Origin of the sequence: Gordonia sihwensis NBRC 108236 (assembly GCF_000333035.1) — a bacterium.
Classification (GTDB): domain Bacteria; phylum Actinomycetota; class Actinomycetes; order Mycobacteriales; family Mycobacteriaceae; genus Gordonia; species Gordonia sihwensis.
Window position 1 is genome coordinate 26,881 of sequence record NZ_BANU01000031.1, and the last position, 14,995, is coordinate 41,875.

Genomic DNA, 14,995 nt, shown 5'->3' on the forward strand with positions numbered 1-14,995 from the left:
GCCACCGGAACCGCGTCATCCGATACTCGCCAGTAATTAGAACAGGTTCTAATTCTCCGCTATTCTCCATGGTCATGGAACGATTGAGCGGCCTGGATGCCAGCTTCCTCTACCTCGAGACACCCGAGCAGTTGATGCACGTCTGCTCGGTGATGGTCATGGACAAGTCCACGGTTCCCGGCGGGTATTCGTTCGCGACCTTCCGAGCCACACTCGACGAGCGTGTGCGCCGAGTTCCCCAGTTCACTCGGCGGGTGCGACGCGTTCCGCTCGATCTCGGCCACCCCGTGTGGGTCAAGGACGAGCACTTCGCTATCGACCACCACCTGCACCGGATGGCACTGCCCGCACCCGCCGGCCACGCCGAACTCATGGAGATGTGCGGTCATCTGGCCGGACTCCCGATGGACCGCGGCCGCCCGCTGTGGGAGATGAACGTCATCGAGGGATACCGCGGCGAGGACGGCGAGGAGAAACTGGTCGTCTTCACGAAGATGCATCACGCCACGGTCGACGGCGCGTCGGGCGCCAATCTGATCTCATACCTGTGCAGTCTCGAACCGGATGCGCCACCGCTGGCCACCGACGAGATCCCCATGGACGGACGGTCGCCGGGGTCGCTCGAACTCTTCGGCCGCGGCATCGTGAGCACGCTGTCGCGACCGCTGTCGATCCCGAAGATGCTGAGTCCGACCCTGGGGCTGATCACCGAGACGGTGAGCCGCGCCCAGCACGGCACCGCGATGGCGCCTCCGCTCACCGCGCCGCGGACCTCGTTCAACGGCACCATCACCGGTCACCGCACCATCGCGGTGGGCGATATGGACCTCGAGGACGTCAAGGCGGTCCGGCGCGCGACCGGTGCGACGGTCAACGACATCGTGCTGAGCATCGCCGGCGGCGCTCTGCGCGACTATCTCCTGGAACGCGACGAGCTGCCCGACTCGTCGCTGCTGGCCACCGTGCCGGTCTCGGTGCGCGGAGAGTCCAAGCGTGACGAGGGGGCGAACAAGGTCTCGGCGCTGTTCACCCGGCTCGGGACCGACATCGCCGACCCGCTCGAGCGGCTGACCGCGATGACCGAGGCGAACAAGCACGCGAAGGACCATCACAACGCGATCTCCGCGGACACCCTGCAGGACTGGGCCGAGTTCGCCGCGCCGCGCACGTTCGGGCTCGCCGTGCGCGCATATGCGGGACTGCGCCTGGCCGACCGGCATCCGGTGGTGCACAACCTGGTCATCTCGAACGTCCCCGGTCCGCCGATCCCGCTGTACTTCATGGGGGCACGGATGGACGGGATGTACCCGCTGGGCCCGGTCTTCCACGGAGCGGGCGTCAACATCACGGTGCTGTCGAACAACGGCGTCGTCCACGTGGGCGTCATCGCGTGTGAGGACAGCATGCGCAGCCCGGAGAAGCTCGTCGCCCACTTCCCGGAGGAACTCGGGCGGCTCAAAGAACAGGTCGCGCCCGCGGGGTAGGCGCGAAGTGGGCGAATGGCGCGGCGGGCATCACGACTCGGCGCGCTCGCGCCACCGCGCCCGCACCACGCTGCAGGCGTGCGCGAATACCGGCACGAATTTGTCGGCATCGATCACGCAGCACGAGTGACCGCCGTCCACCTCGTGCACCGTGGCGCCCGGGATGCGGCGGGCCATCGCGATCTGCCGGGCCGGCGGTATCGCGCGGTCGCGCAGGGGCACCACGACGGCGGTCGGCACATCGATCTGGCTGATCCACGGTCGCGTATGGTGCCTGCCGATGGCGCCGACCGCCTTGCCGACGGCGATCGGCGACGTGGAGCGGAACTCGTTGAGCGCCCACCGGTTGATGTCGACGGCCGGGTCGACCTGCGACGCCTGAACTCGGCCGGCGCGGCGCGGGGAACCGGATCCGGGAACGCGTGAGGTGATGCCCGCCATCCCGTTGTGGAAGACCCGTTCGGTCGCGGTCATCTGAAAGGCGTCGGTGGAGGCGCAGAGCACCAGCCCGCCCGCCCGGTCGGGATGCTGCCGCCAGACACGCTGAGCGACCAGCGATCCCATCGAGAAGCCGGCGAACATCGCTTCATCGATTCCGAGGACGTCCAGCAGTGCCACGGCGTCGTCGGCGCAGTCGCGGAGGCTGAACTCGGGTGATTTGATGCCCTGACCGTGCCAGCGCAGGTCGAGAGTGATCACCCGGAACCGCTTCGACAGTTCCGGGATGCTCGGAAACCAGGTCAGCAGGCCGGTGGTCGTCAGCGCGTGCAGAAGAACGATCGCCGGTGCGTCGGCGGTGGGACCGGCGGTGTCGGTGACGTAGGTGGAGCCCCGGCCGGGCAGTTCGATCAGACGGCCCGCGGGGATGTCGACTCTCGGCAGCCGGACTCGCGGTGCGCGCGCGGCGGTCAGGTCTCGTCGAGCAGGATTCATAGGTCGCCCCTTCGTTCCCGGAGCCCCAGGAACTAGAACATGTTGCATTTGCGATCACTATGCCATGAGGTGTCGGTGGCCGGTCATCCGAGCGCCGTCACTTCTCGGAAGTGGTGCGCAGATGACATCCAGATAACGCTTCATGTCATCGGAGCGACCGTTATCCCTTGTCTCGTAGCGTGGAGGCACAGCAGTCGACACAAAGGATGGGCAAATGGACGCAATTGCAGTGAGTGAGATCCTGGCGCGCTCGAGTACGACCACCAATGTCGGATGGATCGGCTATCTGGTCATCGGCGCGATCGCGGGCTGGATCGCCGGAAAGATCGTCAAGGGCGGCGGTGCCGGGATCCTGATGAACATCGTCATCGGCGTCATCGGCGCGCTGATCGGCGGTTTTCTCTTGAGTTTCTTCCTGGACACCGCGTCCGGCGGCTGGTGGTTCACCCTCCTGACGGCAGTGCTCGGTTCGGTGATCCTGCTGTGGATCGTGGAGAAGGTGCGCGGCAGTTCGGGCAGTTGAACGCCAGTTCGCAACGGCGGCGGGTCCTCGGCTTCGGTCGGGGACCCGCCGCCGTTCTCGTGCGCTGATCTGCGGGTCTCAACTCGGTCTCAGGGCGCTGTTTCGGAGCGAAGTGGCCCCATACTCAGTCGAAACACCAGTCACTTCAGCCCCGGAGGTCACATTGTCCAGGTCATTTCGTTTCACGATCGCGTCGGTCGCCGCGTCGGCCGCACTCGTCGGAGGCGCGGTCGCCGCACCCGCCGCACACGCCGACACCTCCCGCGACGCGGCTGCCGCCCGTGCCGCACTCCACGAGGTCGCCGCTCAGCCGAACGACGCCGCATCGGTGATCGACTCGATCGACGAGGCCAACGCGGTCCTCAAGAAGCTCGGCATCACTCCGTTCACGCCGACCAAGGGACTGTGCACCGATCTGTCGATGCCGTCGGCGGTCGGCGGCGCGATGCCCGGATCGATCACTCCGCTCCTCGGTGACCTGAACAAGTCGCTTCGCGTCAAGGACAAGGACATCAACGCGATTCAGAAGGGCGAGGTGCTCTACGGCTTCGTGCCGGTCGACAAGTTCTCCGACACCAAGGACAAGAGCGGCATGCGTGTCGCGTGGTTCAACGTCAACACCCTCGACGGCGGGTTCGGCGAGCCCATGAAGGGGCTCGGCGACTCGATCGTCGACGCCGTGGACGCACGCCTGAAGGAAGCGGATGCCAGCGCCTTGGTGCGGACCCTCGCCCGGAAGACGCTCGGCTCGGTCGTCGCGGCGATTCCGGCCAACGGCGCTCGAGGCGGCATCGTCAAGACCGGCTCGGGCACGGTTCTCTCGGCGATCTACGGCACGATGCAGAAGGCCGGCGGCAGCGAGGACGCGCCGGTCACGTGCTACTTCTTCCCGTCGCTGGGAATCGCGACCGTGAAGTAGCCGGTCGGGAAAAGGTCTCCCGATCGCGTGCACACCCCTCCGCCGAAGCGAGACAATGGAGTCGACGATTCGAGGAGGCGGGCAATGACTGATCTCACCGGAAAAGTGGCCTGGGTGACCGGTGCGGCGCGCGGGCAGGGACGATCGCACGCACTGGCCCTGGCGGCGGCGGGCGCGCACGTCGTCGTCACCGACATCGCGGCGCCGGTCGACACGATCGCCTACCCGATGAGCGATCCGAACGACCTCGCGGAGACGGCGAGAGAGATCAAGTCGACCGGCGGCTCGGTGACATCGGCGCAGGTGGACGTTCGCGACCGGGCCGCGGTGAACGGGCTCGTCTCGCGGATCCGCGACGAACGCAGACGCCTCGACATCCTCGTGTGCAATGCCGGCGTCTGCTCGTTCGAACCGGTCGAGTCGCTGACCCACCAACAATGGGCCGACGTCATCGACACCAATCTCACCGGTACGTTCAACTGCGCGCAGGCCGTTCTCACGCTGATGAAGGAGAACCGGTTCGGTCGCATCGTCGGGATCTCCTCGGGAGCCGGCCGCGGCGGCATGCTGCATCTGAGTCATTACGCCGCGAGCAAGTGGGGGATCATCGGATTCATCAAGTCGTTGGCCCTGGAAGTGGGTGCGTACGGCATCACCGCGAACGTGGTGTGCCCGGCGTCGGTGGCGACGCCGATGGTGCTGAACACCGCGACGATGAAGAGATTCTGTCCGACGATCGAGCATCCGACGCAGGACGATCTCGCTCAGGTCTTCGCCGGTTGGAGTCCGCTGGGCGTGCCGTGGCTGGCACCGGCCGACGTCACCCGCGCGGTGATGTATCTGGTCGACGACCCCGGCGTCATCACCGGCACGGTGGTCGAGGTGAGCCTCGGGACGAATGCGACGCGTCAGTAGGAGCCGCGGTGGTCGTCGACCGGTTGACATTCCGATCACTACCAGGCATTTCAGCTCGGTCGGCTGACGGTTTTGAGGCATAGTAGTAGGGGAGTGCGTCGCGCGGGCAAGGGGTTCGCGGTGTGGGCGTGCTTTGGAGAGAGAGTTTGTGGTGGCTGTCAACGGCAAGGTCGTGCATTTCGACACCAATCGTGGTTTTGGATTCCTGGCGCCCGCGGAGGGCGGAGACGACGTCTTCCTGCACATCAACGACGTGGGCATCGATGAGACCCTGCTGCGCCCCGGCGCCGAGGTCGAGTTCGACGTCGAGAGCACCGATCGTGGCGCGAAGGCACTGAACGTGAAGGTGACCAAGGAGGCTCCGGAGGGCGAGTCGCCCGCCGCCGAGCGCGCCCAGCGCCGTGACGAGGGCCGCGGCCGCTTCGGCGACCGGCACGATCGCGGCGACCGCCGTGACGACCGGCGCGGCGGCCGTGATGACCGCGGACCGCGACGCTTCGGCAATCGGGGCGGCGGCCGTCTGTTCAACGAGATCACCGAGCTGCTGCTCGACGCCTCGCCGGACCTGACCGCTCGTCAGATCGTCGCGATCCGATCCGGTCTTCTGGACATGGCATCCCAGCGCGGCTGGTCGGAGTAGTTTGACCGACGCCGATCGGTCCGCGGGCGGCCCGCCCGTGGCGATGTACGACGCTCACGACCTGGAACGGATGGTCGTCGAGGCGCCCAAGATCGCCGCGGGCGCGAATCCCGCGACCGACCATCGCAGCGACTTCGCCCGCGACCGCGCCCGGGTGTTGCATAGCGCGGCCCTGCGGCGACTCGCGGACAAGACGCAGGTGGTGGGTCCGCGGGAGGGCGATAACCCGCGGACTCGTCTGACCCATTCGCTCGAGGTCGGCCAGATCGGCCGCGGTATCGCGGTCGGTCTGGGCTGCGACCCGGATCTGGTCGAACTCGCCGGACTCGCCCACGACATCGGCCACCCGCCCTACGGGCACAACGGCGAGCGGGCTCTTGAAGAAGTGGCCCGCGACCGTGGCGGATTCGAAGGCAATGCGCAGAATTTGCGCATCCTGACGGCGCTGGAACCGAAGATCGTCGGCCCGGACGGGGTCAGCGCCGGTCTCAACCTCACCCGGGCGGCGCTCGACGCAACGCTCAAGTACCCGTGGTCGCGCACGGCGCCCGGCACCAAGTACGGCGCGTACGTCGAAGACCGCCCCGCGCTCGACTGGGTGCGTGACGGTGCGCCCGACGGCCGGCGCTGTCTGGAGGCCCAGGTGATGGACTGGTCCGACGATGTCGCATACTCGGTGCACGACCTCGAAGACGGAGTGATCGGCGGGCGGATCGATCTGCGCCAGTTGAGTTCGCCCACCGATCAGCACGATCTGGCGCAGCTAGGCATGCAGTACTTCGACGGGCTCACCGCCGATCCGCTGGTCGGGGCGGCGCAGCGGTTGTCGGAGATGGAGATCTTCGCCTCGCTCGGCGAGTTCGACGGTTCGTTGGAGGCGTACACGCGGCTCAAGCGACTCACGAGCGAGCTCATCGGGCGTTTCGCTTCGGCCGCGATCACCCGGACGCGCAGGGTGGAGGGCGCACGTCCGCTGCGCCGGTACGACGCGGATCTCTCGGTGCCGGCCGATGTGGCGGCCGAGGTCGCCGTGCTGAAGACGCTCGCCCTGCGGTTCATCTTCTCCGACCCGAGTCACCGCGCCAAGCAGGACCGTCAGCGCGAGCGCATCCACCGCGTCGCCGAGATGCTCCTGGTGACCGCCCCGGGCGGCCTCGACCCGATCTTCGCCGCCGCGTGGAATGCCGCGGCCGACGACGACGCCCGGATGCGCGTGGTGATCGACCAGATCGCCTCCATGACCGAGGGCCGCCTCGAGCGCCTCGACAAGTCCAGCGCCGAAGTCCAGGCACACCTGGGCTAGCCCGTCGAACTCCCGCCACGCTTCTCCTGTCAGGCTCGTCGAGTAAGCGGGGGAGCGCAGCGACCCCGCGCATCGAGACCGCAGTCTCGCACGTCTTCCCTGTCAGGCTCGTCGAGTGATCTCCACCCGGGCAGGCTCGTCGAGTAAGCGGGGGAGCGTAGCGACTCCGCGCATCGAGACCAAGCAAACCCCCACCCACCCCCGCATCACCGGCCGGCCAGCACCCCACTCCGCAACTGCATCCCGCGAATCCCCGCACAGCCGGCGGCCATCACCGCCAGCACGACGATCGGTGCGACGATCCCCACCGTGGGTGCGATCACCCGCAGCAAGACCGGCAACCCGAACCCGAGGTACGTGCCGACGTAGAAGATCCCGGTGGCCAGCCCGATCCGGTCGGCGGGAGCGAAGGTCTCGACGTCGAGCAGGCCTTCGCGGAGGCAGAGCCCGTAGCCGCTGCCGAGAACGATGGATGCGGCGACGAAGGCGACCGGCGCCGGGTCGGACCCGGACGCCGCGACGATCACGAATCCGACGGCCGACAGCAAGGCGCCGCACACTCCGGCGCGCGCACCCCAGGAGTTTCGGCGCGCGATCACCTGCACGGCCACGCCGGATCCCAGCGCGAGCACGGCGGCGACGCCCGGCACCCACGGACCGCTGAAGCTCGACATCCGCCCGGCCATCGTCACCACACTGATGGTGACCGATGCGAACACCCACAGCGACATCGGAAGGCTCGTGACCAGCGCGCGGGACAGGCTCCGCGGTCCGCGCACGGTCGAGTCGGTGACGTCGGTGCTCTCCGTGTCGGGGCTCTCGGCGTCGGTGCTCTCCATGACGGTGCTCTCCGCGACGGTGCGCCGCGAGTTCGGCACGGCGAGGCCCGCGACGACCGCCAGAAGCGAGCCGGTGACGGTGACCGCGAAGGGGGCGATCAGCGCGGCGCCGTCGGTGAACTGAGCAATGAGTCCCGACGCGAGTGGACCGACGGTGAAGCCGCTGGTGAGGACTGCGCCTGCGAACACCGTGCCGCGAGAACCGCCGACGTCGGCGCTCCACGCGGTCCCTGCGCTGACGGCCAGCCCGACGCCGAGTCCCACCGCGAACCGTCCGACGAAGACGCCGGGCTCGGTGTGCCACAGGAGCATCAGCAGATTGCCGAGTGCGGCTCCGGTCGCGCCGACGAGGACCACGGGTTTGCGTCCGACGCGGTCGGAGATCCCGCCGCCGGTCAGCAGCCCGGGGAGCAGACCGATCGCGTAGACACCGAACGCCCCTTCGAGAGCCGCGTCGCCGATTCCGTTGCGGTCGTGAAGGACCGGCATCATCGCGACGAAATGGTTGGTGGCCCAGCCGGTGGTGAACAGGAGCGCGAGCACGGTCCAGAGGTTTCGGCGGTCGGCTGTCGTCGTCATCGGCGATGCGGTTCCTCGTGGTCGGTGAGCGGTCGCTCACCAGTGTGGCATCGTGCCTATCCGAGCAGACCGCGGACGTCCTCGGCGGTGATTGCGCCGGAGAACGCGGCGCCGTCGTCGAGCAGCGCGTCGAACAGTTCGCGTTTGCGGTTCTGCAGGTCGATCACCTTCTCCTCGATAGTGCCGGTGGACACCATTCGATAGACGGTCACCGCGCGGTGCTGGCCGATGCGGTGCGCGCGGTCGACGGCCTGATTCTCGGCGGCGGGATTCCACCAGGGATCGGTCATGAAGCAGTAGTCGGCGGCGGTGAGGTTCAATCCGAAGCCGCCGGCCTTCAAGCTGATGAGGAACACCCGGGTGCGGCCGTGGGTGAACTGCTCGATCTGCTCGCCGCGCCGGGTGATCGCGGTGGAGCCGTCCAGATAGCTGTAGGCGATCCCGGCCGCGTCGAGCCGGGCGGCGATCAGTTTCAGGAAGCCGGTGAAGCTGCTGAAGACCAACGCACTGTGGCCCTCGTCGATGAGGATCGGGAGCTGCTCGGACAGGTACTCGATCTTCGCCGAGTTCACCGCGGCGTGCTCGTCGTCCACCAGCGCCGGATGCAGACTCAACTGCCGTAGCCGCGTGAGCGCACGCAGCACCTGGATGCGGTTGCCGTCGAAGTCCTCCAGGAGCCCGAGGAGTTGCTGGCGGTCGCGGGCCAGATAGGTGTCGTACACCTTTCGATGCTTGGGCTCGAGCTCGATCGGCAGCAACTGTTCCTGCTTCTCGGGCAGGTCGACGAGCACTTGATCCTTGGTGCGGCGCAACATGATCGGCCGCAGCCGGCGTCGGAGAATCGCCAGCCGCTCGGGAGCCTGCCCGCTTTCGATGGCGTCGGCGAAGTGCTCCTTGAACAGTTTCGGTGAACTGTAGAGTCCCGGCGCCACCACCGACACCAGCGACCACAGTTCCATCACGCGGTTCTCCATCGGGGTTCCGGTGATCGCGAGCTTGAACGGGGCCTGCAGCCGCCGTGCGGCCTGGTAGGTCTTGGAGTTGTGGTTCTTGAGGAACTGCGCCTCATCGAAGATCGCACCCGTCCACGGCACCCGGGCGAAGGCGTCGTAGTCGATCCGCAGCAACGCGTAGGAGGTGACGACGATCCGGGCGTCGGCGATCCGATCGGCCAGCGGCGTCCCGACCCGCTTCTCGGTGGCGGGAACGGTCAGCATCTCGAGGCCGGGTACGAACCGGTGGATCTCGGCGGCCCAGTTGGCGATCACGCTGGTGGGCGCGACCACCAGGAACCGGGCGTCGGGTCGCTCGTCCACTACGCGCTGGATCAGCGCGAGAGTCTGCACCGTCTTGCCGAGCCCCATGTCGTCGGCGAGCACGCCGCCGAGCTCGTTGTCCCAGAGGAACGTGAGCCAATCCAGGCCCTCCTGCTGGTACGGCCGCAGCCGGGCGTCGAGACCCGCGGGCGGCGGTACCGAGTGCGGCGGCCTGGCCGCGGCCAGACGGGTGATGCGTTCACGCCATCGGCGGAGCTGCTCGTCGACCACGCCGAGTTCGAGCAGTTCGTCCCACAGTGATGCGTTGAGGGTGTGCGTGCTGACGCGGTCGTCGTCGAGCTCGCCCATCTCCCGGGCCTCGTCGAGCCGGTCGCGCAGGGTCTGCAGCGCGGGGATGTCGAGGGCGAAGTACGTACCGTCGTCGAGCACCATGTGCGTCTCGCCGGACGCGAGGGCGGAGATGATCGTGGTGATCGGAATCTTGTGGCCGTCCACGTCGAGTGCCACGCGGAGGTCGAACCAGTCGCTGCGCGCGTCGCCGTCGCCGGAGAAGCTCAGGACCGGCGGCGCCTCGGCAGGACGGTAGTCGGGCGGCGTGCCGACCACGTCGACGCGCACCCGGCCGAGCTCGGTGATCTTCGGGACCGTCTCCGCGCACAGGATCGCCACTTCGAGCTGTGACAGCGGCACCGGAACGGTGCGGAAGTCGGGAAGAGAATCGAACGCCGCCGCGACCGTGCAGCCGCCGCGGAGCTGACGCAGGACGGCGTACACCCGATTGAAGCGACGGTAGTCGGAGCGGTACTTCGGCAGCCGACGTTCGAGGAGATCGGCGGCGGCTGCCACCCAGTGGGCGCTGCTGCGGGCGACCATCTCCAGCTCGGGACGCACCTCGTCCCACATCGCGCGCTCGGCCGCCGCGTTGCGGAACCGGCCGGTCTCGGTGCCCTGCGCCGGGAACTCGTGGACCTCGCCGTCGGTCTCGTACGCCGTCGACCAGGTGGCGCACGGGTGCTCACCGGTCTCGATGCGCAGTACCGGGAACGGACCGGCGAGGTCGGCGGCCGGGAACGCTCCGGGTTCCACCACCACGGCGCGGTCGGCCTGCAGGGTCGGCAGCGCCTCGCGGAAGTCGCCGAGTTCGTCGTCGCTCACTTCCAGTGGGACCCGGCTAACCAGCAGCATCGATTCGGTGGTGGTCAGCCTGCGCAGCGGGCCGATGTACAGGACGTCGCCCACCTCCTGCGCGATGCCGTGCGCGCGGGGCCTGCCGATCGGGAACTGGAAGGCGTCCGGCGGAACGGGCCGACCGTCCACCAGCACCTCGAGCGCCACATGGACGCCGGCACGCTGAGCGGTGACGTGCAGTCGGGTGCTGAGGTGATCGCCGTACTCGACGGTCGTGCTCTTCGACGACCGCGCGTTGACGAACTCCACGCCCGCGTCGCGGGCCTCGTCGAGCAGGACCCAGATGCTCGGCGGAGCCATCAGCAGCGACATCTCGTCACCGATGGAGGCGCTCTGTCCGCTGATCGCCAGCGCCGAGGCCAATCGGGTCAGGACGTCGAGGGCCTTCTCCGGATGGCGGTCGGCGGTCTTTCCGGACAGGATCGTCTTCCAGGTGACGCGCGTCTTGACCCACCGCCCCTGCTCGCTCATGGTGAGCGGCCGGAGACGGACGGAGTCGGCGTCGCGATAGCTGCGGTGTACGGAGAACTGAAGTGCCAGTGGCAGTTCCGGACCGTCCGGGGTGTGCTCGACGGACTGCGACGACTTCGAGATCTCGTCGATCAGAGTGCGCCATCGTGAGAGCGGGAGGGCCGACTGCGCCGACGACGATCGCCGGGCGACGGCCGTGCCTTCGGCGGTCGCGGCCATGACCAGCGCCGCGCAATGCTTGCAGCGGATCGCGACCGGGCAGGTGCAGCTCGCGGACACCCGCGGCTTCGGGCCCTCCCAGACGGCGGTGACCTTGCACCGGTAGCGCTGCTCACCGGAGCCGAGTGAGACGCCGGTGAGGACGCCGTCGGACCAGTCGATACCGGTGATCATGCCGTTGGTGGCGTACGACCGCGCACGCTGCAGCGTCCGAGTGTCGAAGGCGCCGAGGACGGCGTCGACCTGCTCGTCGGTCCAGTCGGGGGAGGTCATCGGATCCAGCGTAGTCGGGATCGGCGGCGTGCCGCGGCGACGGTGCTTCGACGTGTGTGACCAGCACATCCGCGGAAAACAGTCACGAACGATTGTTTTTGCGCTACGGTCGCCTCACGCCGACCGCGTGTCCCCGCGATCCACTGCAAGGAGTTCTTGATGTCCGGAATGCGCCCCGACCTGTCCGGTGTCGACCCGCTGACCGTCAACCTGACGCATCGCGTCTGCGTCGGCGACCTGTTGACTCGCAGCGCCGCCCACTACGGCACGCGCACAGCCCTGGTGGACGGCGACCTCGAACTCTCGTACGCCGAACTCGAGGCACGTGCCAACGCGCTGGCGCGGGGGCTGCTCGAACGCGGTTACGAGCGGGGTGACGCCATCGCGCTGCAGTTGCAGAACAGCTGGCAGTTCGTCACGTCGTTCTTCGCACTCGCCAAGATCGGCGTGGTGGCGATGCCGCTCAATCTGCTGCTCTCGCCGTCCGACATCGCCTACCAACTCGCCGACAGCGGCGTCCGCGCCATCGTCACCGAGGATGTGTTCCTCGGAGTGCTCGAGCCGGCGGTCGCGGAGGCCTCATCGGATCGCCTCGGTGAGGTGATCGTGGCCGGCACGGCACCCGACACGGTGGCCGGGTTGCGGTCGGTGGCCTTCGACGAGATCTTCGCCGCCGACCGGTCCGTCGTCGAGACGATCGTCGACGACCGCGACATCCTGCACTGCCTCTACACCTCCGGAACCACGTCGCGGCCCAAGGGCGTGGTGACTTCGCATGTGGCCGTGCAGATCTCGGTGCTGAGTTCGGCACTTGGCCTCGGTCTGCGGCCGGACACCCGCCCCGCGGTGCAGCCCATCGTGCTGCCGCTGTTCCACGTCACGGCCCTGGATGCGCTGCTGCTGCCGTCGTTGACCGTCGGCGCGACGGTGGTGCTGCTGCGCGGCTTCGACCCCGCCGCGCTCGCCGAGGTGTTCACCCGGCGTGCGGTGACGCACCTGACGATGCTCCCGATGATGTGGGCCGCTCTCCTGCAGCAGCCCGCGCTGGCGGAGGGGGACACCGACAGCCTCGTCACCGGGCTGTACGCGATGGCGCCGATGCCCGCCGAACTGCTCGCGGCGCTGCGGTCGAGGTTCCCCAACGCCGCGATCATCCTCGGCTCGGGGCAGACCGAGACCACGCCGGCCTCGGAGCTGCAGTGGTCGGGCCACCAGGGTGTCAAGGACGCCTCGTGGGGGCCGCCGACGGTCAGCACCGACATCGCCATCATGGGCGGCGACGGCACCCTCCTGCCGACCGGTCGGGAGGGCGAGATCGTCTATCGCGCACCGCAACTCATGGAGGGTTACTGGAACAACCGCGACGCGAACACTGAAGCCTTCGCGCATGGCTGGTTCCACGGCGGCGACATCGGCTATCTTGACGACGAGGCCGTCGTGTGGTTCACCGACCGCGCCAAGGACATCATCAAATCCGGCGGCGAGAACGTCTCGTCGGTGGAAGTGGAACGGGTGCTGCTCGGACACGAGTCGGTCGCCGAAGTCGCGGTGGTCGGCGTGCCCGACGAACACTGGGGTGAGGCGGTGACCGCGTTCGTCGTGCTCGGTGAGCCGGCCGACTCCGGTGAGGCGCGGTCGGAGGAGATTCAGTCGTGGGCGCGCGAGCGCCTCGCCGGATTCAAGGCGCCCAAGAGCGTGGTCGTGGTGGACGCTCTCCCCAAGACGGCGACCGGCAAGATCCAGAAGCACCTCATGCGCTCACGGTGAGCTGTCGGAGGGTGGGTCAGCCGGCGTCGTACTCGTCCCAGAATCGCTGACGGAGGCGAAAGCGGACGGGCTCGTCGACGGTGTAGCGCTCCATCGCCTCGGAGGCGTCGAGCAGGAGGGCGCGATCGATGTCGCGCGGGATGGAGGGTCGTGCGCGCTCGAGCTCCGCGGTCTCCTGCGGGGTGGCGCTCTTGCGGAAGGCCGCCAGCACGCGGCCGACGACGTCGCCGATGATCTGCTCCTGCTCGGCGTCGTCGAACTCCGGCATCACGTGTGCCACCGATCCGGTGGTGGAACTGTAGGCCAGCACGCCGGTCGGTGCGGGCGGGGGAGTGGCGCGTGCGGCCACCGACGCGGCGGCGGCGTCGAGCGGTGTGCGCGCGGCGGGTTTGGGTGCGACCGGCCCGGGTTTGGCGGTGACCGGCGCCGACGGCTTCGGGGCGGGCTGGCGATCCACGCTGAGAACGGAACGGTCGATCGCGGGTCCGTCGATCCGGTGCAGGTCGTCCGCGGCGCGGATCAGGTGCCTGCTGACGCCGTGCGACTTGCCGTCGGCGTTCGGCACCGCCAGCAGGATCACCTGCACGCCGTGTACCTGTGCTTCTTCGACGGCCTCGGTGAGGTCGTCGTCGCCGGACACGAGGAAGAAGACGTCGGAGGTGCTGTTGCGGGCGTGCGCGACGAGATCGAGGCCGATGCGGAGGTCGACGCCCTTCTGCTCGCCGTTGACGCCGAAGCGGCCGAGTCGGAGCTTCACCTTGGCCAGTTCGCCGATGCGTTGCTGTGTGGCATTGGGAACGCCGTTGTCGGCGGAGTCGTACCAGTGCACCCGCAGCGTCGGGAGGCCGGAGAGGTGTTCGGCGGTGTCGACCAGTGTGTCGATCAGACGCGAGTACTCGACGTTGATGCTGCCGCGCAACGATGTTCCGGCGACGCGGGTGGCGGCCGACGCGAGGAGGTATCCGGTGTCTATGTACAAGCTGCATGTCGGGCGCATGGTTCGACTATCGCAGGGCCGGAGACGGTCCACCGGCCGAAACGCCGCCCTTGTTACCTCGGAGTAATCACGGGGCCCTGCTGAAATCAGTCCGCACAGTGCCGCGCGGGGTGAATTCTCCCTCGGCATTGGTTGTGCGAACTGATTTCAGCAGGGCTCCGCGGCGACTAGCGTCCAGGGCAGAGTGAAAGGACCAGCCATGCTCACCTCGGACCTCCGGCGCGTCCTCGACGGCGCCCCGATCGCCCACGTCGCCACCGTCTCTCCCGACGGCTCACCGCACGTCGTCCCGGTCTTCGTCGGGACCGACGGCGATCGCATCGTCGTCTTCACCGGCCCTGGCTCGGTGAAGGCGCGCAACCTGCGGCGCGATCCGCGCGTCGCGCTCTCAATCGCCACCGCCGACGATCCGTTCACGCCGGTGACGGTCCGCGGTCGAGTGGTGGACTGGATCGACGGCGACGCCGGCTGGGAGATCGTCGACCGCGTCGCGGCCAAGTACATCCCGGTACCCTACCCGCGCGAGGACCCGAGGGTGGTCGCGGTGATCGAACCGACGGTGCAGAAGGTCGGAATGGGTTGAGCGTTGTCGTCACAGCTCACGTTCGTCGAGTAGGTCCACGCCACCTCTAGGCCCGCCGAGCAGGCCGACGTCACCCCCAAGGCCG

12 protein-coding genes are annotated in these 14,995 nt (G+C 68.2%); 8 read left to right on the forward strand and 4 right to left on the reverse strand.

Annotation, left to right across the window (positions count from 1 at the left end):
* Positions 1–74 precede the first annotated feature (74 nt).
* The gene (locus GSI01S_RS16045; RefSeq protein ID WP_039867894.1) at positions 75–1,484 is read left to right on the forward strand and encodes a WS/DGAT/MGAT family O-acyltransferase; all 1,410 of its coding nucleotides are present in this window, start codon (positions 75–77) and stop codon (positions 1,482–1,484) included.
* 30 nt (positions 1,485–1,514) lie between these two features.
* Here GSI01S_RS16045 and GSI01S_RS16050 read toward each other — a convergent pair whose 3' ends face one another.
* Positions 1,515–2,417, reverse strand: coding sequence for an alpha/beta fold hydrolase (locus GSI01S_RS16050; RefSeq protein ID WP_006897663.1), 903 nt, complete (start codon positions 2,415–2,417; stop codon positions 1,515–1,517).
* Positions 2,418–2,631: 214 nt separating this feature from the next.
* Here GSI01S_RS16050 and GSI01S_RS16055 point away from each other — a divergent pair, with 214 nt between their 5' ends.
* The 5 genes from GSI01S_RS16055 (at position 2,632) to GSI01S_RS16075 (ending at position 6,717) form a co-directional block, all read left to right on the forward strand.
* Positions 2,632–2,940, forward strand: a complete 309-nt coding sequence (locus GSI01S_RS16055) for a GlsB/YeaQ/YmgE family stress response membrane protein (RefSeq protein WP_006897664.1) — start codon at positions 2,632–2,634, stop codon at positions 2,938–2,940.
* A gap of 163 nt (positions 2,941–3,103) precedes the next feature.
* Positions 3,104–3,859 (forward strand): hypothetical protein, encoded by a 756-nt coding sequence (locus tag GSI01S_RS16060; protein ID WP_006897665.1) that lies wholly within the window; start codon positions 3,104–3,106, stop codon positions 3,857–3,859.
* 84 nt (positions 3,860–3,943) lie between these two features.
* A complete protein-coding gene (locus tag GSI01S_RS16065; protein ID WP_006897666.1) occupies positions 3,944–4,774 on the forward strand; it encodes a mycofactocin-coupled SDR family oxidoreductase in 831 nt (276 codons plus the stop codon).
* A 151-nt stretch (positions 4,775–4,925) separates the two neighbouring features.
* Positions 4,926–5,414: a cold-shock protein gene (locus tag GSI01S_RS16070; RefSeq protein WP_039867897.1), complete on the forward strand. Its 489-nt coding sequence runs from the start codon at positions 4,926–4,928 to the stop codon at positions 5,412–5,414.
* 43 nt (positions 5,415–5,457) lie between these two features.
* Positions 5,458–6,717, forward strand: a complete 1,260-nt coding sequence (locus GSI01S_RS16075) for a deoxyguanosinetriphosphate triphosphohydrolase (RefSeq protein WP_051999682.1) — start codon at positions 5,458–5,460, stop codon at positions 6,715–6,717.
* Between the two features lie 206 nt (positions 6,718–6,923).
* On the opposite strand, the gene GSI01S_RS16080 is transcribed toward GSI01S_RS16075, so the two are convergent.
* Positions 6,924–8,135, reverse strand: coding sequence for an MFS transporter (locus GSI01S_RS16080; protein WP_006897669.1), 1,212 nt, complete (start codon positions 8,133–8,135; stop codon positions 6,924–6,926).
* A 56-nt stretch (positions 8,136–8,191) separates the two neighbouring features.
* Positions 8,192–11,563: a DEAD/DEAH box helicase gene (locus GSI01S_RS16085; RefSeq protein ID WP_006897670.1), complete on the reverse strand. Its 3,372-nt coding sequence runs from the start codon at positions 11,561–11,563 to the stop codon at positions 8,192–8,194.
* 159 nt (positions 11,564–11,722) lie between these two features.
* On the opposite strand from GSI01S_RS16085, the gene GSI01S_RS16090 reads away from it, so the two are divergent.
* Complete coding sequence (locus GSI01S_RS16090) at positions 11,723–13,330, forward strand: class I adenylate-forming enzyme family protein (RefSeq protein WP_006897671.1); 1,608 nt, start codon at positions 11,723–11,725, stop codon at positions 13,328–13,330.
* 16 nt (positions 13,331–13,346) lie between these two features.
* On the opposite strand, the gene GSI01S_RS16095 is transcribed toward GSI01S_RS16090, so the two are convergent.
* On the reverse strand, positions 13,347–14,327 hold the full coding sequence (locus GSI01S_RS16095) for an NYN domain-containing protein (RefSeq protein WP_006897672.1): 981 nt from the start codon (positions 14,325–14,327) through the stop codon (positions 13,347–13,349).
* A gap of 199 nt (positions 14,328–14,526) precedes the next feature.
* On the opposite strand from GSI01S_RS16095, the gene GSI01S_RS16100 reads away from it, so the two are divergent.
* Positions 14,527–14,910: a TIGR03618 family F420-dependent PPOX class oxidoreductase gene (locus GSI01S_RS16100; RefSeq protein ID WP_006897673.1), complete on the forward strand. Its 384-nt coding sequence runs from the start codon at positions 14,527–14,529 to the stop codon at positions 14,908–14,910.
* Positions 14,911–14,995 lie beyond the last annotated feature (85 nt).